Origin of the sequence: Chromobacterium paludis (genome assembly GCF_008275125.1) — a bacterium.
GTDB classification, from domain to species: domain Bacteria; phylum Pseudomonadota; class Gammaproteobacteria; order Burkholderiales; family Chromobacteriaceae; genus Chromobacterium; species Chromobacterium paludis.
This window is the reverse complement of record NZ_CP043473.1, coordinates 1,068,823-1,090,042: the sequence shown is the minus strand read 5'-3', so window position 1 is coordinate 1,090,042 and position 21,220 is coordinate 1,068,823. Positions and strand designations below refer to the sequence as shown.

The following is a 21,220-nucleotide window of genomic DNA, read 5'->3' as shown; positions in this document are numbered from 1 at the left end:
CCTTTTAGGAGTCATGCTCAATGTCTCGCGACCGGATTCACCGCGGGTTCAGGATTTTCCAACACATAAATCTGCGCCACGCCATAGCGAGCGCTGTAATCCCTCAACACCGACAATTGGTTGGCGGAAATGGTGGCGCCGCGCGGCAAGAGCAGGTGGCCGGCCTTGCTGCGCAAGTCACGCGTCAAGCGCGAGCCTGGCTTGACCCCTTCCAATGACAGGCAGCGCTCCTCCGGCTCGTCCCGCTCCGCCGGGGCCCTGGTCTCGAACAAGCGTCCAAATACCTTTTTGTCATACTCTGTCCCGGTGGAGATATGGTAATAGCTGAACGGGTCTATCTCCGGCCGCGTGCGCTGCATCGCGGCCTGGATGGCCTTTTCCACATCGGCGGGCTTCGGCGGCTTCACCACGAAACCATCGGCATGCAGCTGGCTGGCCAGCACGACATTATTCCGGTCCGCATGGCCCGACAAGAAGACAAAGGGCAGATTCGACACATTGGCGGTATGGCCGCAACGCAGCTCCTTCAATAGATCCATGCCGTTCATCGGTTGCATCTGCACATCGCACAGCACGATGTCGACCATGCGGATATCGAGCAAGCGCATCGCCGCCGTGCCATCCGCAGCCTGAAAAATATGCTCCTGACGCATACCCATGCTCTGCAGCGCCTGGGAAATCAAGCTGCGCACCAATGTCTGGTCATCCACGATCAAGATGCGCAAACGCACCAAATCGACCGATATCATCGCGTCTCCTCAAATGGCGGTTTCATCGCCACCCGTAGCGGATTCACTTCCCCAATATTTTTTTGCGACCTCAACCAACTCATGCTCCGGCACGACCGCTCCCAGCAAATCGCCGATGCCGCTGATGCAGCCCAGCGCCATCGCCAGTTCAAGATCCTCGCTGGCGTCGATCTTCGTGGCGCAGACCGCGGCCTGCGGCAAGCCAAAATAACGCAGCAGGCGAAATGCGCTGGCATCCTCGCCCAGCAAGGCCTGCATCCAGCGCAGCGTTTCCATGGGCACATTGAGTTGGTCAAACGGAAACTTGAACAGATTGCTCACGCTCAGATCGCCTTGGCCAAATTCGCCTACCTGCAACCTAAAACCCAGGTACCTGACCTTGGCGATATTCTCGAAGCAAATCGCGTCCGCGCCCCGCCCCAGGCCATCCGTCAATTCAAACCCTATCCGTCGCGGCTGCACCCCGTATTGCAATAAAACGGTGTAGCAATGATCGAACACGTTGTCCGCGGACAGGCAGGCCTCGTCGATTCTCACGCTGATGGGACATTCATCGAAATCGCTATGCCGCGAGATATCGAGCAGCAAGCCGGCCATTCGCTCCACCAGCGTTTCCAGCGCAATGGCCGAGGCCATCCGCCTGCCGGCGAGCAAGGCCAACAGCTGCTCCAGCGGCAGGCGCGTGCCATCGCCCAGCACCAGCGAACAGAGTCTGAAGCCGCAAAGCGCGCCGTCCACCAGCGTGAAGATGGGCGAAAACTCCAACCGGTAGTCATCGCCGCCGAGGTGCTTGAGCAAACGTTCGACATCCACCTGCATGGGCGGGGCCATCCGCTCCATTTCATTGAAAATGCTGTTGAGCATGCCCAGAAAGGCATCGGCAGAATAGGGTTTGGACAGAAAGCGGGTGCAGGCGATGCCAAGGGCCGTGGACATGTCGGCGATGGTTTGCAAGGTCTTGCCATCGTAGCCGGAGATGATCAACAAGGCGGAATGGTAGCCCAGCCGCGCCACATTCTTGATGAAGTCTATGCCGTTCATGCCCGGCATGCCGATATCGGTGATGACCAGGTGATAACCGCCTTCAGCTATGCTTCTGAGCGCCTCCGCAGGATCGCTGAATTCGTCGATTTCCACCGCGAAGCGGCTGAAAAAACTGGCCTGGCGCGAGATCAGCTTGCGTAGCACCAACTGATCGTCCAGTATCAGGAACCGCTTGGGTTTCCGCTCCATCCACCCCCCCTCCCCGGCAGAGCCGATGCAGTCCGGCAGTGCGTGCCGGGTAACTCCCAGCCTTATCACGGGTTGCCCCGAAGAGGCCGAGCGATGCGCACCTCTCCTGCCGCATTTCAGCGCTACGACAATCGCGTATCCTGGCGTGCGCACTTCCATGTATAGGCGGATATGACAGACTGCACAAGCCGCCCCATGCCTTGCGCTCCCATCTGCTATGATGGCTTTCCGATCCCGCTCAGGAGGTTTCCATGCGTTTCGACTCCAATCAGCTCGGCGCCGTCGAAGTGGACGAAAGCACCGTCATCACTTTTCCGCAAGGCATACCCGCGCTGGAGAACTGCACCCACTTCAAGCTGTTCCACGACGCCACCCATCCGCAGCCCAATATGTTCTGGCTGCAGTCGCTGGACGATCCCGGCATCACCTTCAGTCTGGCCTTGCCCGAACGCCTGGGCGTGCGTTTCGAAATCGAGCTGAACGCGGAGGAGGTGGCCACCTTGCAGCTGCAGGACCCGCAAGATGCGGCCATCCTGCTGATGCTTTACCGCCCGCTGGACCTGGAGCGAGACGCCCATCCGGCACTGGGCCAGCTGCAGGCCAATCTGTGCAATCCGCTGGTGATCAGCCTGTCTTCGCGTCTGGGCATCCAGAAGACCGGCTTGAAGATAGACATCCTGCTGCATAGCTGATGAGCCAGACACAACGCTGTCGGTGGTGCGGCGACGATCCGCTCTACGTCGCCTATCACGACGAGGAATGGGGCCGCCCGGAACGGGATGACCGCAAGCTGTTCGAGATGCTGATTCTGGAAGGCGCCCAGGCCGGGCTGTCCTGGATCACCATTTTGCGCAAGCGCGAGGGCTACCGCGCGGCTTTCCACAACTTCGACCCGGCCAAGGTGGCGGAGATGAGCGATGAAGACGCCGAGCGGCTGATGCTGGACCCTGGCATCGTGCGCAACCGGCTGAAAATCCGCAGCGCCATCCGCAACGCCAAGGTGTTCCTGCAGATGCAGCGCGAGCATGGCAGCTTCGCCACCTGGCTATGGGCCCACGTGGAAGATCAACCCATCGTGCGGCCTCGCGACGATGGCCGTGTTCCAGCCAGCACCGAGCTGTCCGACCGCATCAGCAAGGAATTGAAAAAAGCCGGCATGAACTTCGTCGGCAGCACGGTCATTTACGCCTACCTGCAGGCTTGCGGCGTGGTCAATGACCACCTGCCCGGCTGCTACCTTCATCCGGCCGCGGCCGGCTAGGGCCGTCGCTACCGAGCCGCGCATGAAAAACGGCCGCTTCAAATGAAGCGGCCGTTTTTTGACGCCCCGCGGATGACGACTCAGTCGAACGCCAGTTGTCCGTTGCGCGCCTCCACCATCACCGTGGACTTGGGCGGATATTTGCCAGCCAGGATGGCCTTGGCCAACGGGTTTTCCAGCTCGGCCTGGATCGCGCGCTTCAGCGGCCGCGCGCCGTACACCGGATCGAAACCAGCCTCGGACAGCAGCGCCAGCGCCTCGTCGCTGAGCTGCAGATTCAACTCCAGCTTGGCCAGCCGGTTTTCCAGGCTCTTCAGCTGGATGCGCGCGATGGACTGGATGTGCTTCTCGTCCAAGCCATGGAACACCACCACCTCGTCGATGCGGTTGATGAACTCCGGCCGGAACTGGCTCTTCACCTCAGCCATCACGGCGAGCTTGATCACCTGATAGTCGTCGGTCGCCATCGCCTGGATCTGCTGGCTGCCGATATTGGACGTCATCACGATCACCGTGTTCTTGAAGTCCACGGTGCGGCCCTGGCCGTCGGTCAGCCGGCCGTCATCCAGCACTTGCAGCAGCACGTTGAACACGTCCGGATGCGCCTTCTCCACTTCGTCCAGCAGGATCACGCTGTAGGGCTTGCGGCGCACCTGCTCGGTCAGGTAGCCGCCCTCCTCGTAGCCGACGTAGCCCGGCGGCGCGCCGATCAAGCGCGCGACGGAGTGCTTCTCCATGTACTCGGACATGTCGATGCGGATCAGATGATCTTCGCTGTCGAACAGGAAGCTGGCCAGCGTTTTGCACAGCTCGGTCTTGCCGACGCCGGTCGGCCCCAGGAACAGGAACGATCCATACGGCTTGTTCGGGTCGGCCAGGCCGGAGCGCGAACGGCGGATGGCGTCGGCCACCGCGGTCACCGCCTCGTCCTGCCCCACCACGCGCTGGTGCAGCACCTCTTCCATTTTGAGCAGCTTTTCGCGCTCGCCGGTCAGCATCTTGGACACCGGAATGCCGGTGGCGCGGCTGATCACTTCGGCGATCTCCTCGGCGCCCACTTGGGTGCGCAGCAGTCGGTTGGGCTTGGCCTCGCCCTGGCCGCCGGCGGCCTCGGCCTCTCTCAGCCGCGCCTCCAGCTGCGGCAGCTTGCCGTACTGCAATTCGGCCAGCTTCTGCCAGTCGCCCTTGCGCTTGAGGTCCTCCATGTCCACCTTGAGGCGGTCGATTTCCTCCTTGATGCTTTGCGAACCCTGTTGCGCGGCTTTTTCCGCTTTCCAGATTTCCTCCAGGTCGGCGTACTCGCGCGACAGTTCGGCGATCTCGTCCTCAATCAGCTTCAAGCGCTTTTGAGAGGCCTCGTCGCTTTCCTTTCTCACTGCCTCGCGCTCGATCTTCAGCTGGATCAGGCGGCGGTCCAGCTTGTCCATCGCTTCGGGCTTGGAGTCCAGCTCCATCTTGATGCGGCTGGCGGCCTCGTCTATCAGGTCGATGGCCTTGTCCGGCAGGAAACGGTCGGTGATGTAGCGCTGGGAAAGCTCCGCCGCGGCGACGATGGCCGGGTCGGTGATATCCACGCCATGGTGAATCTCGTACTTTTCCTGCAGGCCGCGCAGGATGGCGATGGTGTCTTCTACCGACGGCTCGCCCACCAGCACCTTCTGGAAGCGGCGCTCCAGCGCGGCATCCTTCTCGATGTACTTGCGGTATTCGTCCAAGGTGGTGGCGCCGATGCAATGCAGCTCACCGCGCGCCAGCGCCGGCTTCAGCATATTGCCGGCGTCCATCGCGCCATCGGCCTTGCCGGCGCCCACCAGGGTGTGGATTTCGTCGATGAAGATCAGGGTCTGGCCGTCGTCCTTGGCCAGATCATTGAGCACCGCCTTCAGCCGCTCTTCGAATTCGCCCCGGTATTTGGCGCCGGCGATCAAGGCCGCCAGGTCCAGCACCAACAGGCGCTTGCCCTTCAGGCTTTCCGGCACTTCGCCGTTGACGATGCGCTGCGCCAGGCCTTCGACGATGGCGGTCTTGCCCACGCCCGGCTCGCCTATCAGCACCGGGTTGTTCTTGGTGCGGCGCTGCAGCACCTGGATGGCGCGGCGGATTTCGTCGTCGCGGCCGATGACCGGGTCCAGCTTGCCCTGGCGCGCGCGTTCGGTCAGGTCCATCGTGTATTTCTTCAGGGCTTCGCGCTGGCCTTCGGCATCGGCGCTGTTGACGCTCTCGCCGCCGCGCACCGCGTCTATCGCCGCCTGGATGGAGGCATGGCTGCCGCCGTGCTCTTTCAGCAGGCGGCCAGTCTCGCCCTTGTCCTGCGACAGCGCGGACAGGAACAGCTCGCTGGCGATGAACTCGTCTCCCAGCTTCATCGCGATCTTGTCGGTGACGTTGAGCAGATTGGCCAGATCGCGCGACACCGTGATCTCGCCGCCATGGCCCTGCACGCGCGGCAAACGCTCGATGGCTTGCTTCAGGCTGGTCTTCAGCGCCGGCACATTGACGCCGGCGCGCGCCAGCAGCCCGCCCACGCCGGCCTCGGCGTCGTCCAGCATGGCCAGCAACAGGTGCTGCGGCTCGATATAAGGGTTGTCATTGGCTACCGCAAGGCTCTGGGCATCCCCCAGCGCCTGCTGGAACTTGGTGGTCAGCTTGTCGAATCGCATGATCTGCGCCTCCCTGAAAACTTGTCGATGTCCTTCATTTTGGGGACGGCGATAACCATTTCAAGAGTGCGGCATCAAGATTTGCGCGACACAGCATCAAGTGCGGAACACGCTCACCTCCTGCTTCAGCGAGTCTGCCAGTTTGGTCATTTCACCCGCGGTATCCGCGGAGCGCTCAGCGGCTTCATTATTGGTTTCCGCCAACCGCGCCACTTGGGCGATCTGCTCGGCGATGTCCGCCACTGTCTGCCGCTGCGCCGCCAGTTCCTGATGGATGGATTCGACCACGGCCATGGAGCGCTCCGCGTCGCTGACGATGGAGGCCATGGCTTGGCGCGCGCTGGCCGTGATGGACGCGCCTTCCGACGCGCAGCTGACCGACTGTCGCATCGCCTGCACCGCCTGCGCCGTCGCCTGCTGCATCGCGGTGATCATTTCGCCGATCTGCCGCGTGGACTGGCTGGTGCGTTCCGCCAGCTTCCGCACTTCGTCCGCCACCACGGCGAAACCGCGCCCCATCTCGCCGGCGCGCGCGGCTTCGATCGCGGCGTTCAGGGCCAACAGATTGGTTTGGTCCGCGATATCGTGGATCACGTTGACGATGTCGCTGATCTGACGCGCGTTGTTCTCCAGCGCCTGCAGGCTGTCGGCCGCGTTGTCCAGGGTGGCGGAGATGCGATTGACCTCATCCACCGCAGCCACCAGGCTGGCGCTGCCGTTGCGCGCCGCCTCGCTGGAGGCCTGCGCCACCTCGCTGGCCTGAGCCGCCACCTGTTCGATCTGCTGCACGCCGACGATCAACTGATCCGCGCTCTGCGCCATCTGCTGGGCGCTGCTGCGCTGCTCGCCGGACGAGGCTGCCGCCGCGCTAGCCTTTTGCGACAGGTCCTGCGCCGCCTGATCCAGGTTTTCCGCATGCTGGCCGGTGCGATTCAGCGCCTGCTGGAAGCTGTCCAGCAAATCATTCAAAGCATGGGCCATTTCGCCCATCTCGTCGCGACGGCTCACCGGCAGACGCCGCTGCAGGTCGCGGTTATCCTGGATGGATGCCACTTCGCCCACCAGGCGGCGCACTGGACGCGTCACCAGCACGCGCGTCACCACCCACGACCCCAGCGCCAGCACCAGCAGCAACACGCCGCAGCCCGCCGCCAGCCACAGGATCAGCATGCGGTTTTCCCGCTGCAGCTCGGCCTCGGCCTCATCGCTGACCAGCAGCCAGTTCCAGGGGGCGAAGGTGGCATAAGACAGCATGTGCACGGCGCTGCCCTTCTCCGCCGGCAACCGCACGGCGAAGCTGCCGCTGCCCGACTTGAGGATATCGCGCAGGTAGGGCTTGCCATCCGCGTCCACGGATTTGTCTATGGCGCGTCCACTCAGCTTGGGATGCAACAGGTAGCGGCCGTAATTGGGCGAGGCGGGGTTGATGTCTATCACGTCGATATGGCCGCTCTCCTCCAGCTTGACCTTGGCCAGCCGCACCAACAGGCTGGCGACACCCTCGGTGGCCCCCACGCCGACGAAAGTGGCGCCTATCACCTTGCCCTCGCCGTTCTTGATCGGGCTGTAGCTGGTGACGTAGTCCTTGCCATACAGATTGGCCAGGCCGATATAGCTCTCGCCTGACTTCAGCTTGTCATAAGCCAGACTGGCATGCTCCAGCTTGCTGCCCATGGCGCGATTGCCGTTTTCCATCAACAGCGTGGTGGCGATGCGGACAAAATCGTCGCCGTCGCGCACATAAATGGAGGCGACGTTGCCGCTGATCACGGAAAAGTGGTCCACCATCTGGTTGTTGCCGTTGAGCACGGTATTGCCCATCAGCAAAGCCGGCGTGACGGTGCCGGCCACGCTCACTTTCTGTTCCGGCTTCAGGCTGAAGCCGCTGGGAAATTCGGCCAGGAACACTTTCTCGAATTGGCGCGTAGAGATCTTCAGCGACTCGTTGAAGCCGTCCACCATGTTCAAGGACTGCGCCAGCAGCTGGCTCTGTACTTTTTGCGTGCGTTCCAGCAGCAGCTTCTGGCTGAACAGATACAAGGGATACATGATGGCGCAGGCCACCACCACCATCAGCAGCGTCTGGGTCAACACCAGGCGGCCGCCAATGCTCATTGCTCGCTTCATTACCGCTCCCCCGACCCCGCCGGCCAGTTGGCCCGGGAGTCATGCTTTGCGCCGCCCCGCCGTGACGGGAACGGGCTGGTCTTATGAGGCGGCCCCATTTCGCAGCCGTCTGTTCATCTTATTACATGCGCCCGGCCTGTGAATGCCCAGCGCGCTGGCGGGAAGCCTGTCGCGCGCAGGCATATCATTTCCATTCAATGACATGCCGCGCCGCCAGCCGTCAAATTATCCGCCGTCGACTGGCGGCAGTGTATTCGCCATGCGACAATTCCGCCCCTGATCCACCTTTGCCGCCCCCAGGCGGCCGCCAAGCATGACACGCACACCTCGCGCCGGCGACACCGGCCCGGCCCAACTGGATTGGCACGAGGGCCAACCGTTTTCCGTCGTTTTCGGCGACGTGTATTTCTCCCGCGACGCCGGCCTGGATGAAACGCGCCACGTATTTCTACGGCACAATCAGCTGGCGGAGCGCTTCGCCGCCCTGCCGTCCGACGGCGCTTTCACCATAGCCGAAACCGGCTTTGGCACCGGCCTGAACTTCCTGTGCGCCTGGCAATGCTTCGAGACGCAGGCTCCTGCCAATGCCCGCCTGCACTTCGTCAGCGCGGAAAAATACCCGCTGACGCCAACCGACCTTGCCCAAGCGCTGGCGCTGTGGCCGGAGCTGGCGCCCTGGGCGGCCCCGTTGCTGGCGCAGTACGACACCCTCACGCCGGGCTGGCACCGCTTCCTGCTGGCCGACGGCCGAGTGACGCTGACGCTGCTGGTGGGCGATGTGCTGGACGTGCTGCCACGACTGGATGCCCGCGTGGATGCCTGGTTCCTGGATGGCTTTGCGCCGTCCAAGAACCCTGACATGTGGCAGCAAAGCTTGTTCGACCAAATGGCGCGGCTATCCGCTCCCGGCGCCAGCTTCGCCACCTTCACCAGCGCGGGCATGGTGCGGCGCGGCCTGGCGGCAGCGGGATTCGAAGTGAAAAAGGCGCCCGGACACGGCCAGAAACGCCATATCAGCCACGGCTGGATAGCCCAGCCTCCGGCTGGCGGCTGGCAAGCGCCCTGGCATCAGCGGCCGCGGCAAAGCTGGCGTGAGCGCAGCGCCATCGTGGTGGGCGGCGGCGTGGCGGGCGCGGCCACTGCGCGCAGCCTGGCGCTGCGCGGCTGGCAGGTGACGCTGATCGAGCGCTTGCCGCAACTGGCTGCCGCCGCGTCGGGCAATCCGCAAGGCGTGCTGTACACCAAACTGTCGCCGCACATGACGCCGCTGACCCAGTTGGTGTTGTCCGGCTATGCCTACAGCCTGCGCACGCTGGCCGCGCTGTTGCCGGAAAACGGCGACGATTGGCAGCGTTGCGGCGTGCTGCAACTGGCGCATGACGGCAAGGAAGCAAACAAGCAGGCCGAGCTGGCGGCGCTGGGCCTGGCGCCGCAGGTGATGCGCCGCCTGGACGCAAGGGACGCCTCAGACCTGGCTGGCCTGCCGCTGCCGCAAGGCGGCCTGTTCTTCCCGCAGGGCGGCTGGGTGCATCCGCCGGCCCTGGTCCGCGCCCTGGCCGATCATCCCAATATCGCGCGCCGGGCCGGACGCAGCGTGCTGGAGCTGAGCCACAACCCATCAGACGGCAGCTGGCTGGCCTGCGACGAAACCGGCCCGCTGGCGGTGGCGTCCGTCGTCGTGCTGGCCGCGGCGGCGGAAACCGCCCAGTTCGATGCCACCCGCCATCTGCCCCTGAAGAAAATCCGCGGCCAGATCAGCGAGGTGGAGGCCACGCCGGCCAGCGTCGCTCTGCGCACCGTGCTGTGCGGGGAAGGCTATGTCTCGCCCGTCCGCCGGCAGCACCACTGCCTGGGCGCGACGTTCAAGTTCGACGATGACGGGCTGGAAGTGCGCGACGAGGAGCATGAGGAGAACCTGGCCATGCTGGCGGAGCTGGCGCCGGCTTTCCGCCAGGCGCTGGGCGAGGCGCCGCGCGTCGCCGGCGGCCGCGCCGCCTTCCGCTGCACCAGTCCTGACTATTTGCCGCTGATCGGTCCCGTGGCGGCCAGGCGCGATTTCGTGTCGGCCTACCGGGAACTGGCCCGCGACGCCAGCTTGCAGCCGCAAACCGCCTGCCCTTGGATGGAGGGGCTGTACGTCAACGCCGCCCATGGCTCGCGCGGCATGATCACGGCGCCCTTGTCCGGCGAAATACTGGCCGCCTTGCTGGAGGGCGAACCGGCGCCCTTGCCGTCCGACCTGATGCAGGCCATCCACCCCAGCCGCTTTCTGCTGCGCGACCTGATCCGCCGCAAGTTGGACCCGGACGCGCCATGAATCAGGCCGCGGGCGCAGCCTTCAGGATGGCGTCCCGGATAGGGTCCGGAATCGGCACAGACTTTTCCGCCTTGTAATCCACCCAGACCAGGGTGACTTCCGCGCTGGCGTAAACCGTGTCGGGGTCGCCCTGCTTGTAAAAGTGGTGGCGCAGCTTCAGGCTGCTGCGCCCCAGCTTTTCCAGCTCGATGGTGATTTCCAGCGTCGCCGGATAAGTCAATTGCTTGCGATAAGTGCAAGCGGTGCTGGCCAGCACCGGGCCGACGGCATCCGGGTCGATGCCGTAACCCAAGGACTGCAGCCACTCCACCCGCACCTGCTCCAAATAGCGGAAGTAATAGGTATTGTTCAAATGCCCCACTGCGTCCATGTCGCCCCAACGCATGGCGATGGTCTTGCGGTCGATTATCGGAAACTGCGTCGTCACGTCGTCCTCCTCATGTCATAAACATTGACATGATAAACACAACCCCCGGCCAATCAAGCCGCAGCGGCCATTCTGAGCGCAATGTTTTCTAAAGTGTTAATTTGACCGGCATTCCATTACATGCCGTCACAAAAGCCTATAACAATCACGCTACAGCCCGGTTTGGCACAGCAGCATAATGCCCTGGTCAGTTCGCGAAACTCTTGGAGCCAGCGAGCCGGACGCGATCGAATGGCGGCCATTGCGGCGCGCGATTCGGTCACCTGAGCGAAGGTGCAATTCAGAGCCCCCCTGGGGCTCTTTTTTTTTTCGCCCCGCCAGATATGACAAGTTGATTTCCATCAACACCCCCGCCGCCGCCTCCTCTTAATATCCCGTTGTCACACTCGCGCACCGCGAGACATCCCGTTTTGCTGAACGAAAGATCATCATGGCGCAGGTGCTTTACGACGACGGTAACCACAAGTGCATCGCCTTCACCGAACTGGTGCAAGGCGAAGGCATCCAGTCCAACCAGTTCGCCATCATCGACCAGGGCGAAGGCATCCTGCTCGATCCGGGCGGCAACCTGACCTACAAGCACCTGCTGGCGGAAATGGCGGAATACTTCCTGCCCTCGCGCACCCGTTACATTTTCGCCTCGCACCAGGACCCGGACATCGTCGCCTCGGCCAATGGCTGGCTGCTGATCACCGATGCCAAAATCATCATCGCCGAGGAATGGGTGCGCTTTCTGCCCCACTTCTGCGTGCGCGGCGCCACCGACGGCAGACTGATCCCCATCCCGCCACCGGGCATGCTGCTGAATCTGGGCGGCAGCGAACTGCGCATCGTGCCGGCGCATTATCTGCACACGGTGGGGTTTTTCCAGATCTACGACCCCATCAGCAAAATCCTGTTCTCCGGCGACATCGGCGCCTCCCTGATGGATGGCAAGGAGGCGGGCCTGCCGGTGACGGACTTTGACCGCCACCTGCGCGACAGCCACATGGAAGGCTTCCATCGCCGCTACATGACCAACAACAAGGCCTGCCGGCTGTGGGTGAACATGGTGCGCCAGCTGGACGTGGAATGGCTGGTGCCGCAGCACGGCGGCTCCTACCAAGGCAAGGAAATGGTGGGCCGATTCCTGGACTGGTTCGAGCGGCTGGAGTGCGGCACCGACCTCATGAGCAGCGACGACTACGCGCTGCGCCAAAAGCACGAACTGCAGCCATGAACGCCGCCTCCTGGAGCGATCTGGTCTTCGCCCACGCCCGCGCCGGCTGGCTGACGCTGGCGGCGCTGACCGGCGGCCTCGCCGCTTGGCTCGCCATGCTGTCCCGCTTGCGCCGGCCTGCAGCGCGCGCCTGCGGCCCAGCCGCCCCCCCGGTCCGCCCCGCGGCCGAAGCGCCGCAAGCACCGCTCGCCGCCGGCCTGGCGGAAACCCTGAACTATGAAGTCGACGCGGTGGACGCCCTGACCGAGGTGGAAGTGTTCGTCGAATTCGGCCAGCTGGAGAATGCCGCCCAAGCCTTGCGCGCCTATGTCGAACAATACGCCAGCCACTCGCGCAAGCATTTGCAGCGGCTGGCGGAACTCTATTTGCAGCTGGGGCAGATCCACGACTACGCCGACACCCTGGCCAGCCTGCACGATCAGGCCTTGCTGGACCGGGCCCAGCTGGAAGAAGCCGTGCTGCAGGGCCTGCGCCAGGACTTCAACAATCTGGACCTGCGGCTGCTGGCCGAGCAGCGCCTGGGCCTGGGCATGCTGGAGCTGGCAAACCTGCTGGGCGATGCGATTGAAACCATCGTCCTGCCGCCCGCGGCGGACGCCCCGCCGGAGAGCGCGTCGGCGCCAGCGCCAACGTTGGCCAGTCGCGGCGCGCCGCTCACCCTGGCCGCGCTGGTCGAAGGCTCTCGGCCCCTGGACGCGCTCAGCCGCATCGAGCGCGAAGTCGTCTCCAGCCTGCTGCCCAGCGAGCGGCAAGCGCGCATCCTGTTGTCCTGTCGAGACTTCCGCCATGCGCTGCCGGTGCTGGAGGGCATCCTGCAACTGCGTCCCGGCTCGCTATCGCACCGGCTGGACGCGCTTTACGTGCACTACCAGCAACGAGACCTGGACGGCTATTGCCGCACGCTCTGGCACTTCCACGTGGCGCTCGGGCCTTACGGCGCGCGGCTGAAGGAACAGCTGGTGCATGCCGGCCTGGTGATGGGAAGCCATCCAGTGCTGAAACAGCTGGCAGGCCGACCGGACCGGCCCGAACTGGAAAGAATCGGCCGCCAAGCCGGCTATGCCCCGCCCGCCGCCGTCCGCGCCGCCAAAACGCGGCTTCGCCTGGTGGAACCCACCGCCACAGCGGCAACAGACGACCAGCCCGACCCATTGCGCGAGGCCGAACGCTATCTCGAATACGGGCAAACCGATCAGGCCTGCAAGACGCTGGAGCTGGCGATTCTGGCCTCGCCCGAAGACGCCACGCTGTATCCGCTCCTGCTGGAGCTGTATGAGAAGCAGGACGATCTGCCGCGTTTCACCTGGCTGCTACGCCGAATGGAAGAAGACGGCCGGCAGCCGCCCGGTGAGATCACGCTGACCTTGAGCGCATTTGTCCAATCCATGCAAGGACGCCGGCACCGTGGACTTGCCGCTTGACGCCACCCGCCTGCTGCGCCCCGTCGACACCCCCATCACCGTGCTGACCGCCGGCATGGACGAACGCAAGCAGGCCCTGCTCAGGCTCGCCTTCAAAATGCACGGCGCCTTGCGCTATCGGCTGGCCGCCGACAGCCCCGACGCCGAGCCGCAGCTCGCCTTGGTGGACATAGACGGAGAAGGCTGGCCCGCCTGGCAACGCTTCCGCCAGGCGCACCCCCGGCTGCCGGCCGCCATCGTCACCATCAGCGCCCCCGAACAGGCGCCCGCGCCCATCCTGCTGAAGCCGCTGCGCATGGAAAAGCTGTTCCCGCTGTTGAGCGAGCTGCGCCATGCCCCAAGCGGCGCGCCGCGCGACTGGACCCCGCCGCCAAGCGCCTCCGCGCCGGCCGCGCCGCCGCGCGCCGCCCCCTCCCGCATCGAGCGCTTTGACGCCGCGAACGGCTTGCTGGGCCAGGCCTGCCTGCTGCAACGGCAAGGCCAGGACGCGCTGATCCTGGCAGACGGCGCGCCCGTGCTGGCCATCGAGGGCAGCCAGGGCCTGGCGCGCCTGCTCTGCACCGAGGACAGGCTGCGCGAACTGTGTCAAGAGGAAACCATCGCCATCCAGCCGCAAACGCTGGCGCCGTTGCCTCAGGCCACGCCGCCCCGTCCGCTGAAACCGCTGTTGTGGCAGCTGGCGATCTGGACCTCGCGCGGGCGCTTGCTGCGTCAGATTCAGGCCGATACCGCCTTGCGCCTGCGCTACTGGCCCAACCTCACCCGCCTGGCGCCGATTGCGGATGCCTGCCGCATCAGCGCGCTGCTGGCCCGCACGCCGGTCAACCTGCGTCTCATCGCCCGCCTGCTGCGCGTGCCCCCGACCAAGCTGTTCGACTTCCTCGCCGCCGCCTATTGCATAGGCGCGCTGGAAATCCGCGGCGAAGAGACTTTGCGCATCATGTCCTCCGCTCCCATCCGGAGGCCTCCGCGCCCGCCCGCCGTCGCGCCCGCCCCAGAGAGCGCAGGCCTGCTGTCGCGCCTGCTGCGCAAGATTACCGGCCTGTGAGCCTTCAGGACCCTTACCCCATGCCAAGCCACGACAACAAGATCATCTTCGCCGGGCCGGTTGGCGCCGGCAAAACCACCGCCATCGCGGCGATCAGCGACATCGAGCCGGTGCGCACCGACGCCGCCGCCTCCGACATGACGCTGCGCCGCAAGGGCGAGACCACGGTCGCGCTGGATTACGGCGTGCTGCGGCTGGACCAGGACTGCAAGGTGCACCTGTACGGCACCCCCGGCCAGGAGCGCTTCAACTTCATGTGGGACATCGTCAGCTGCGGCGGCATCGGCCTGGTGCTGCTGCTGGACAATACCCGCCCCAACCCAGCCAAGGACTTGCAGTTCTTCCTGAAAGCGTTCCAGCCACTGCTGAGCCGGGCGCCGCTGGTGGTGGGCCTGAGCAAGACCGACCTGCAGCCCGCGCCGGACGCCGAATCTTATGCCTTGCTGCTGGCGCGCTTCGGCCTGCGCCCGCCGGTATTCGAAGTGGACTGCCGCCGCCGCGAGGACATCAAGCAGCTGGTGCTGGCGCTGCTGTATTGCGTCGACCCAGGCCTGGAGGCATGAGATGGACGAGACGCTGAAACTCAACGACAGCCTGTACCCGATGGCGACGCCGGCCGGCGCTTACTTTGCCGTGGCTAGCCAGGAGAAGACCCTGGCCCGCCGGCTGTTGTCGCAAATCCTGCGCCTGGGACACAGCGTGCCCTTGACGCGGGACCTATTGGCCGAGTGGTGCGACGGCGACGCGGAAGCCGCCCTGGACGCCCTCTACCGCTTGCAGCGGCTGGACTTTGTCCATGGAACCGAAGCGCCGCGCCCGCCGCTGGGCGGCAATCTGGAAAGCCAGCTGCCGCCGGTGCTGGCCGCCCTGTCTGATTGCGGCCGCGCCATGCTGGCCGACGACAACGGCCTCTACTACGCCGCGGCGGGCTTCCACCACGAAACCGCGGAAGAAGTGGCCGCGCTGGCCGGCGACATCGCCAGCCTGGGCCGTCGCCACGCCCTGCTGCTGCAACAACACCTGCAGCTGGGCAGCTCGGCCTGGGCAGTGGCCAATCCAGCCGGCGCCAGCGAGCTGGCCTTCTACCCGCTCTACATCGGCCAGCAGTCTTTCGTCCTGATCATAGGCGGCGCGCCTCGGCTGCAAGACCAGCACTTCGTGACGCTGGTGGAGCTGCTGGCGCGTCGCTACGCCTAAACCCCGGAGAATGCACCATGCGTGAACAAATGCTCAAATCCATACTGAAGGACCTCAACGGCGCCTCCGCCGACATCGAGGCCTCCGCCATCATTTCGGCCGACGGCCTGACCATGGCGGCGCTGCTGCCGCAGGACGTGGACGAGGACCGGGTGGGCGCCATGGCCGCCGCCATGCTGTCGCTGGGCGAGCGCACCGCGCGCGAACTGGCGCGCGGCGAGCTGGAGCAGGTCATGGTCAAGGGCGACAATGGTTACATCCTGATGAGCCACGCCAGCCGCGACGCCGTGCTGGCGGTGATCGCGCGCAAGGAAGCCAAACTGGGCCTGATCTTCCTGGACGCCAAGCGCGCGGCCAAATCCATCGCTGAAATCCTGTGAAAGCGCGGGGCTGTACGCCGGCGGCGCGGCCGGGCAAAATGCGCATTTAGCTGCTTTTTGACCCGCCATCATGTGGAAATCCATCCTGGCCATCGCCATCGGCGCCGCCGGCGGCGCCGTGCTGCGCTGGTTCCTGGGCCTGCGCCTCAATAGCCTGTTTCCCGCCCTGCCGCCCGGCACGCTGGCCGCCAACCTGTTGGGCGGCTACCTCATCGGCCTGGCCGTGGCCTTCTTCGCCGATTTGCCCAGCCTGTCCCCGCTGTGGCGGCTGTTGATCGTGACCGGCTTCTGCGGCGGCCTGACCACGTTTTCCACCTTCTCTGCCGAAGTGGTGGACTTGCTGCGCCAGGGCCAATTAATACCGGCGCTGACCGCCATCGCCGTGCATGTCAGCGGCTCACTGCTGATGACCATGGCGGGGATCGCCAGCTGGCAGCTGCTGCGCCGCTGATGAAAATCAGCGCCGCCTGATGTTAAGTAATTCCCCCATGTGACGCAACGCGCCGGCTGGCCTATGGTCAAGTTCAGACCCTAGCCAACCGGAGGCGCCATGGCCACCCCGCTCACCCTGATGCTGCCCCTGCGGCAAGACGCCGAACCCGAACAATTGCTGCAGACGATACAAGCCAGCCAGGCCACGCTGAACCGCGCGCTGGATCTGATGGGCGTCATGCATTTCGCGCGGCTCTTGCTGTTGGATCGCGCCTCGCCCAATCTGCAACCGGAGCCAGATTCGCGCGGCAGCCATGTGCTGGCCATGCTGGCCGAATACGACGGCGAACTGGCGGACTGCGTCCAGCAGCTTGCCAGCGAATGGGGGCCGCAGCTGGACGCCATGCTGGACTTCGTCGAAGGCGGCGCCGGACTGATCCCCTGCGTCCACCACGCCGCCGCGCTGGCGGACTTCATCTCCCGCCACGACGCCTCGCGCGCCCAGGCAGACCTGACCCACTTCCAGGCCTATTACGCCACCGCGCGAGAAATCGCCGCCGCCCTGCCCTGAGCGCAGGCACCCTCACCATGACAAACGCCCCGCAAGTCCTTGCGGGGCGTTTGTCATGCGGCAAGCCGAATCAAGCCATCAGCCGCGGATGCGGCGCAGCACTTCGTCCTTGCCGATCAAGGCCAGCACGGCGTCCACCGACGGCGTCTGCGTGGTGCCGCACACCAGCACGCGCAGCGGCATGCCCAGCTGGCCCATCTTGATGCCTTCCTCGGCGCAGAACGGCTTGAACAGCTCGTGGATAGACTCAGCGGTCCAGGCTTCCAGCTCGGCCAGACGGTCGGCGAAACGGCCCATGCGCGCCACGGCGTCGCCGGCCAGGTGCTTTTCCACGTCGGCGGCGGCCGGCTCGCGCTTCTTGTAGAAGTAATCCACTTCCAGCGCCAGCGCGTTCAGGTCCTGCACCCGCTCCTTGACCAGCGCCAGCACGTCGACTACGGCCGGACCGCTGGCGGTATCGACATTGGCTGCGGCCAGGCGCGGCGCGATCAGCTCGGCCAGACGGCCATTGTCGGCGGCCTTGATGTGCTGCGCGTTCAGCCACATGAATTTTTCATGGTTGAAGCGGCTGGCCGACGGGCTCACCGCCTCCAGGCTGAACCATTCGACGAACTGCTCCATGGAGAAGAATTCGTCGTCGCCGTGGCCCCAGCCCAGGCGCGCCAGATAGTTCAGCAGCGCTTCCGGCAGGATGCCCTTGTCGGCGTAGTCCACCACGCTGACCGCATCGCGGCGCTTGGACATCTTCTGGCCGTCTTCATTCAGGATCATCGGCAGGTGGCCGTACACCGGCAGCGGCGCGTTCAGCGCCTGCAGGATGTTGATCTGGCGCGGGGTGTTGTTGACGTGGTCGTCGCCGCGGATCACGTGCGTGATCTGCATGTCCCAGTCGTCCACCACCACGCAGAAGTTATAGGTGGGGCTGCCGTCCGGACGGGCGATGATCAGGTCGTCCAGTTCCTCATTGGAAATCTCGATGCGGCCCTTGACCGCGTCGTCCCAGGCCACCACGCCGGACAGCGGGGTCTTGAAGCGCACCACCGGCTGCACGCCTTCCGGGATGGCCGGCAGGGTCTTGCCGGCTTCCGGACGCCAGCGGCGGTCGTAGCGCGGCTTGTCGCCGCGCGCTTCCTGTTCGGCGCGCATCGCTTCCAGCTCTTCCTTGCTGCAATAGCAATGGTAGGCGTGGCCGGAGGCCAGCAGCTGCTGGATCACTTCCTTGTAACGATCAAAACGTTGCGTCTGGTAGAACGGACCTTCGTCATAGTCCAGGCCCACCCAGTGCATGCCGTCCAGGATCGCCTTCACCGATTCCGGCGTGGAGCGCTCCAGGTCGGTGTCTTCGATGCGCAGCACGAACACGCCGTTATTCTTGCGGGCGTAAGCCCAGGAAAACAGCGCGGTGCGCACGCCGCCGATATGGAGATAGCCAGTGGGGCTGGGAGCGAAACGGGTACGGATCATGATGGCTTGGACTCTAGAAATACGCTTAAAGGCCGCTATTGTACGCCGCCAACAAAAAAGCCCGCAAACCTGCGGGCCTCATTGGATCAGATCATGCCGGGAACCGGTCTGGCCGGCAGCATCTCGGACAGCAGCCACAGCGCAGTCAGCGCCAACAGGGCCGCCATGGCGACATTGAACAGGCGCAAGCGCGTCGGCGAGTCCAGGAAGCGGCGGATGGCCACGCCGGAACCGGCCCACACCGCGATGCACGGCAGACTGGTGGCGAAAGTGACCAGCGTGAACAAGGCCGCGGCATGCCACGGATTCATATTCGCCGGCAGGAACACCATGACCAGATTGAAGCCCATCAGCCACACTTTGGGGTTGAGCCAGTTGAACATCAGGCCGCCGACAAAGCCCATGGGCCGCGCGCCGGCCTCCACGCTCTTGGCGCTGCCCGCGCGCGCCATGCCCCAGGACAGCCACAACAAGTAGCCGCAGCCGGCCAGGGCCAGATACAACTGCAGCGAGGCCATGCTGGCCATCACCTCGCCCAGGAACACCGTCAGCAAGCCTATCTGCAGCGATAGGCCCAGACCCATGCCCAACAAGGATGGCAGGGTGCGGGAGAAACCGAAATTGACGCCGGACGAAGCCAGCACCAGATTATTGGGGCCAGGGGTGATGGACATCACCAAGAGATAAGTGACAAGCGCGAGCAGATTCATGACGATTCCCAGACTGCAACCGGCAAGGCGCCGGCATCCACGGGGCAGACCCCCGACTCAAGGCCGTCATGATAGGTCTTCTGGCTGGACAATTACAGATTCAGAAAAATACAATTGAGACCATAACAGTTTTACAGTTGCAAAACTGTTATGGTCGGTTTCGTTCGAAACTGTACCGTTCCCATGCCAAGGAGCCGGAAATGAGCCAGGAGCCGCTATACCAGCAGCTGGTCAATGAATGGATAGCGCTGATCCAGAACGGCACCGTGCGGCCCGGCGAGCGCCTGCCTTCGGTGCGCAAGGCTTGCGCCATGCACAAGGTCAGCCCGTCCACCATTCTGCTGACCTACCGCACGCTGGAGGACCGCGGCCTGATCGAGGCGCGGCCGCAGTCCGGCTTCTACGTCAAGTCGGCCGCCACCCTGCCCCTGCCGCGCATGCGCCGGCAAAGCGCCGCCCACCACACCGGCGAAGTGGTGGACCAGATCGAGGCGGTGATGGGCGCGCAGAGCCAGGCGGACTTCATCGACCTGTCGCTGGCCAGCCCGCGCGGCAGCGACTTCTACCCCACCAGCCGCTTCAAGCACATCATGGGCCGGCTGCTGCGCCAACAGCCCGAGCTGACCACCGACTACCCCTTCCCGCCCGGCTCTGAGCGGCTGCGCAGGCAGATCGCCCAGCGCGCGGTGAGCTGGGGCTGCGTGCTGGCGGCGGACGACCTGGTGATCAGCAATGGCTGCACCGAGGCGCTGCAATTGGCGCTGCGCGCCACTTGCAAGCCTGGCGACACGGTGGGCGTGGAATCGCCCACCTATTTCGCGCTGCTGCCCATGCTGAAGGATCTGGGATTGAGCGTGATCGAGATTCCCACCCATCCCACCAGCGGGCTGGCGCTGGACGCGCTGGAGTTGCTCTTGTCGGAAAAACGGCTCAACGCCATCGTCGCCATGCCCACCGTGCACAATCCGCTGGGCAGCACCATGCCGCCGGAAGCCAAACAACGCTTGGCGCAGCTGGTCAACGACTACCAGGTACCGCTGATCGAAGACGTGCCGCATGCCGATCTGTTCTACGGCGCCGCGACGCCAAACGCGGTCAAGGCCTACGACCGCGACGGCTGGGTGCTGCTATGCGCCAGCTACAGCAAAACGCTGGCGCCGGGCTTCCGCCTGGGCTGGATCGCGCCCGGCCGCTTTCTCAGCGAGGTGAGGCGGCTGAAATTCTCCAGCAGCCTGGGCCAGCCGGCGCTGCTGGAGGAAACCCTGGCCGAATATCTGGAAAGCGGCGGCTACGACCATCATCTGCGCGTCATCCGCCGCCATTTCAACAGCCAGATGGAGCGGCTGCGCGGCGCGGTGGCGCAGCATTTCCCCGCCGGCACCCGCGCCACCCTGCCCTCGGGCGGCTGCCTGCTGTGGGTGGAGCTGCCCAGCCACGCCGACACCATGCAGCTGTTCCAAGCGGCGCTGGCCGAACGCATCACCGTGGTGCCCGGGGCGATGTATTCGGCCAAGGGCCGCTACCGCAACTGCCTGCGCCTGTCCTGCTGCTACCCCTGGAACGAAGCCTACCAACGCGCGCTGGCGCGGGTGGGCGAACTGGCGGGAGAGCTGGCCGGTTAAACGCCCATCAGCCCCGGCTGACCGACACGCCGCCGTCGGCCAGCAGCGCGGCGCCGGTGGGGAAGCTGGAGGCATCGGAAGCCAAGTACAGCGCCGCCGCGCGGGCCCCTTGATCAGGCAGCTCCGCAATCAAGGCACCCAGCGCCTGCCGCCGCCTCGCCACCAAGACCAAGGCCGCGCCGTTTTGCGCAAACAGCTTGGCCGTCGCGCGGCCTATGCCGGAGCTTGCGCCCGTCACCAGGGCAACCTTGCCCGCCAAAGCCTGCATATCCTGCTCCTTATCGTGTGATGAACACCGGCAAGGTGACAGCTGGACAAGCCAGCGGCGACCCGACTCTTGCCAAACGCCATGACGAAAACTTGATATTTAAAATCGCAATAT

General features: G+C 64.7%; 20 protein-coding genes. 12 read left to right on the top strand and 8 right to left on the bottom strand.

Features of this window, described 5'->3' with window-relative positions; translation table 11 throughout:
- Positions 1–17 precede the first annotated feature (17 nt).
- Positions 18–749 carry a response regulator gene (locus FYK34_RS04940; RefSeq protein ID WP_174774501.1) on the bottom strand — a complete coding sequence of 244 codons (732 nt, stop codon included), beginning with the start codon at positions 747–749 and terminating at the stop codon, positions 18–20.
- Positions 750–758: 9 nt separating this feature from the next.
- The gene (locus FYK34_RS04935; RefSeq protein ID WP_149295330.1) at positions 759–2,141 is read right to left on the bottom strand and encodes an EAL domain-containing response regulator; all 1,383 of its coding nucleotides are present in this window, start codon (positions 2,139–2,141) and stop codon (positions 759–761) included.
- Positions 2,142–2,233: 92 nt separating this feature from the next.
- On the opposite strand from FYK34_RS04935, the gene fliW reads away from it, so the two are divergent.
- Together fliW and FYK34_RS04925 are read left to right on the top strand one after the other, a co-directional pair.
- Complete coding sequence (fliW, locus tag FYK34_RS04930; RefSeq protein ID WP_149295329.1) at positions 2,234–2,674, top strand: flagellar assembly protein FliW; 441 nt, start codon at positions 2,234–2,236, stop codon at positions 2,672–2,674.
- Entirely contained in the window at positions 2,674–3,243 is a 570-nt protein-coding gene (locus FYK34_RS04925; protein WP_149295328.1) for a DNA-3-methyladenine glycosylase I, read from the top strand. The genes fliW and FYK34_RS04925 overlap by 1 nt, the downstream gene beginning before the upstream one ends.
- Positions 3,244–3,323: 80 nt before the next feature.
- Here the strand turns inward: FYK34_RS04925 and clpB are convergent, their stop codons facing one another.
- Positions 3,324–5,903, bottom strand: coding sequence for an ATP-dependent chaperone ClpB (clpB, locus tag FYK34_RS04920; RefSeq protein WP_149295327.1), 2,580 nt, complete (start codon positions 5,901–5,903; stop codon positions 3,324–3,326).
- 96 nt (positions 5,904–5,999) lie between these two features.
- On the bottom strand, positions 6,000–8,030 hold the full coding sequence (locus FYK34_RS04915) for a methyl-accepting chemotaxis protein (protein ID WP_149295326.1): 2,031 nt from the start codon (positions 8,028–8,030) through the stop codon (positions 6,000–6,002).
- A gap of 313 nt (positions 8,031–8,343) precedes the next feature.
- Between FYK34_RS04915 and mnmC the strand changes: the two genes are divergently transcribed.
- A complete protein-coding gene (gene mnmC, locus FYK34_RS04910) occupies positions 8,344–10,347 on the top strand; it encodes a bifunctional tRNA (5-methylaminomethyl-2-thiouridine)(34)-methyltransferase MnmD/FAD-dependent 5-carboxymethylaminomethyl-2-thiouridine(34) oxidoreductase MnmC (protein ID WP_149295325.1) in 2,004 nt (667 codons plus the stop codon).
- A gap of 1 nt (position 10,348) precedes the next feature.
- On the opposite strand, the gene FYK34_RS04905 is transcribed toward mnmC, so the two are convergent.
- A complete protein-coding gene (locus FYK34_RS04905; RefSeq protein ID WP_149295324.1) occupies positions 10,349–10,774 on the bottom strand; it encodes an acyl-CoA thioesterase in 426 nt (141 codons plus the stop codon).
- Between the two features lie 430 nt (positions 10,775–11,204).
- Here FYK34_RS04905 and FYK34_RS04900 point away from each other — a divergent pair, with 430 nt between their 5' ends.
- From FYK34_RS04900 to FYK34_RS04865, 8 genes are all read left to right on the top strand, one after another.
- Positions 11,205–11,993, top strand: a complete 789-nt coding sequence (locus FYK34_RS04900) for an oxygen-binding di-iron domain-containing protein (RefSeq protein WP_149295323.1) — start codon at positions 11,205–11,207, stop codon at positions 11,991–11,993.
- Positions 11,990–13,414, top strand: coding sequence for a hypothetical protein (locus tag FYK34_RS04895; protein ID WP_149295322.1), 1,425 nt, complete (start codon positions 11,990–11,992; stop codon positions 13,412–13,414). Before FYK34_RS04900 ends, FYK34_RS04895 begins: the two co-directional genes overlap by 4 nt.
- Positions 13,368–14,462: a hypothetical protein gene (locus FYK34_RS04890; RefSeq protein ID WP_149295321.1), complete on the top strand. Its 1,095-nt coding sequence runs from the start codon at positions 13,368–13,370 to the stop codon at positions 14,460–14,462. The genes FYK34_RS04895 and FYK34_RS04890 overlap by 47 nt, the downstream gene beginning before the upstream one ends.
- A 20-nt stretch (positions 14,463–14,482) precedes the next feature.
- Positions 14,483–15,025 carry a GTP-binding protein gene (locus FYK34_RS04885; RefSeq protein ID WP_149295320.1) on the top strand — a complete coding sequence of 181 codons (543 nt, stop codon included), beginning with the start codon at positions 14,483–14,485 and terminating at the stop codon, positions 15,023–15,025.
- A 1-nt stretch (position 15,026) separates the two neighbouring features.
- The gene (locus FYK34_RS04880) at positions 15,027–15,659 is read left to right on the top strand and encodes a roadblock/LC7 domain-containing protein (RefSeq protein ID WP_149295319.1); all 633 of its coding nucleotides are present in this window, start codon (positions 15,027–15,029) and stop codon (positions 15,657–15,659) included.
- 17 nt (positions 15,660–15,676) lie between these two features.
- Positions 15,677–16,039 carry a roadblock/LC7 domain-containing protein gene (locus tag FYK34_RS04875; RefSeq protein ID WP_149295318.1) on the top strand — a complete coding sequence of 121 codons (363 nt, stop codon included), beginning with the start codon at positions 15,677–15,679 and terminating at the stop codon, positions 16,037–16,039.
- Between the two features lie 70 nt (positions 16,040–16,109).
- Entirely contained in the window at positions 16,110–16,490 is a 381-nt protein-coding gene (gene crcB / locus FYK34_RS04870) for a fluoride efflux transporter CrcB (protein ID WP_149295317.1), read from the top strand.
- 99 nt (positions 16,491–16,589) lie between these two features.
- Positions 16,590–17,042, top strand: a complete 453-nt coding sequence (locus tag FYK34_RS04865; protein WP_149295316.1) for a hypothetical protein — start codon at positions 16,590–16,592, stop codon at positions 17,040–17,042.
- 78 nt (positions 17,043–17,120) lie between these two features.
- On the opposite strand, the gene gltX is transcribed toward FYK34_RS04865, so the two are convergent.
- Together gltX and FYK34_RS04855 are read right to left on the bottom strand one after the other, a co-directional pair.
- Positions 17,121–18,509 carry a glutamate--tRNA ligase gene (gene gltX, locus FYK34_RS04860; RefSeq protein WP_174774542.1) on the bottom strand — a complete coding sequence of 463 codons (1,389 nt, stop codon included), beginning with the start codon at positions 18,507–18,509 and terminating at the stop codon, positions 17,121–17,123.
- 83 nt (positions 18,510–18,592) lie between these two features.
- Complete coding sequence (locus tag FYK34_RS04855) at positions 18,593–19,216, bottom strand: LysE family translocator (protein ID WP_149295314.1); 624 nt, start codon at positions 19,214–19,216, stop codon at positions 18,593–18,595.
- A 200-nt stretch (positions 19,217–19,416) separates the two neighbouring features.
- Between FYK34_RS04855 and FYK34_RS04850 the strand changes: the two genes are divergently transcribed.
- Positions 19,417–20,838 (top strand): aminotransferase-like domain-containing protein, encoded by a 1,422-nt coding sequence (locus tag FYK34_RS04850; protein ID WP_149295313.1) that lies wholly within the window; start codon positions 19,417–19,419, stop codon positions 20,836–20,838.
- A gap of 7 nt (positions 20,839–20,845) precedes the next feature.
- Here FYK34_RS04850 and FYK34_RS21040 read toward each other — a convergent pair whose 3' ends face one another.
- On the bottom strand, positions 20,846–21,106 hold the full coding sequence (locus tag FYK34_RS21040; RefSeq protein ID WP_149295312.1) for an SDR family NAD(P)-dependent oxidoreductase: 261 nt from the start codon (positions 21,104–21,106) through the stop codon (positions 20,846–20,848).
- Between the last annotated feature and the right edge of the window lie 114 nt (positions 21,107–21,220).

Excerpts from the sequence above, each read along its gene's own strand:
- FYK34_RS04865 (WP_149295316.1), top strand. The coding sequence starts at position 16,590 with ATGGCCACCCCGCTCACCCTGATGCTGCCCCTGCGGCAAGACGCCGAA.
- FYK34_RS04875 (WP_149295318.1), top strand. The coding sequence starts at position 15,677 with ATGCGTGAACAAATGCTCAAATCCATACTGAAGGACCTCAACGGCGCC.
- crcB (WP_149295317.1), top strand. The coding sequence starts at position 16,110 with ATGTGGAAATCCATCCTGGCCATCGCCATCGGCGCCGCCGGCGGCGCC.
- FYK34_RS04935 (WP_149295330.1), bottom strand. The coding sequence starts at position 2,141 with ATGGAAGTGCGCACGCCAGGATACGCGATTGTCGTAGCGCTGAAATGC.
- FYK34_RS21040 (WP_149295312.1), bottom strand. The coding sequence starts at position 21,106 with ATGCAGGCTTTGGCGGGCAAGGTTGCCCTGGTGACGGGCGCAAGCTCC.
- FYK34_RS04855 (WP_149295314.1), bottom strand. The coding sequence starts at position 19,216 with ATGAATCTGCTCGCGCTTGTCACTTATCTCTTGGTGATGTCCATCACC.
- FYK34_RS04925 (WP_149295328.1), top strand. The coding sequence starts at position 2,674 with ATGAGCCAGACACAACGCTGTCGGTGGTGCGGCGACGATCCGCTCTAC.
- clpB (WP_149295327.1), bottom strand. The coding sequence starts at position 5,903 with ATGCGATTCGACAAGCTGACCACCAAGTTCCAGCAGGCGCTGGGGGAT.
- FYK34_RS04940 (WP_174774501.1), bottom strand. The coding sequence starts at position 749 with ATGATATCGGTCGATTTGGTGCGTTTGCGCATCTTGATCGTGGATGAC.
- FYK34_RS04850 (WP_149295313.1), top strand. The coding sequence starts at position 19,417 with ATGAGCCAGGAGCCGCTATACCAGCAGCTGGTCAATGAATGGATAGCG.
- FYK34_RS04880 (WP_149295319.1), top strand. The coding sequence starts at position 15,027 with ATGGACGAGACGCTGAAACTCAACGACAGCCTGTACCCGATGGCGACG.
- mnmC (WP_149295325.1), top strand. The coding sequence starts at position 8,344 with ATGACACGCACACCTCGCGCCGGCGACACCGGCCCGGCCCAACTGGAT.
- FYK34_RS04885 (WP_149295320.1), top strand. The coding sequence starts at position 14,483 with ATGCCAAGCCACGACAACAAGATCATCTTCGCCGGGCCGGTTGGCGCC.
- FYK34_RS04895 (WP_149295322.1), top strand. The coding sequence starts at position 11,990 with ATGAACGCCGCCTCCTGGAGCGATCTGGTCTTCGCCCACGCCCGCGCC.
- FYK34_RS04900 (WP_149295323.1), top strand. The coding sequence starts at position 11,205 with ATGGCGCAGGTGCTTTACGACGACGGTAACCACAAGTGCATCGCCTTC.
- FYK34_RS04915 (WP_149295326.1), bottom strand. The coding sequence starts at position 8,030 with ATGAAGCGAGCAATGAGCATTGGCGGCCGCCTGGTGTTGACCCAGACG.
- fliW (WP_149295329.1), top strand. The coding sequence starts at position 2,234 with ATGCGTTTCGACTCCAATCAGCTCGGCGCCGTCGAAGTGGACGAAAGC.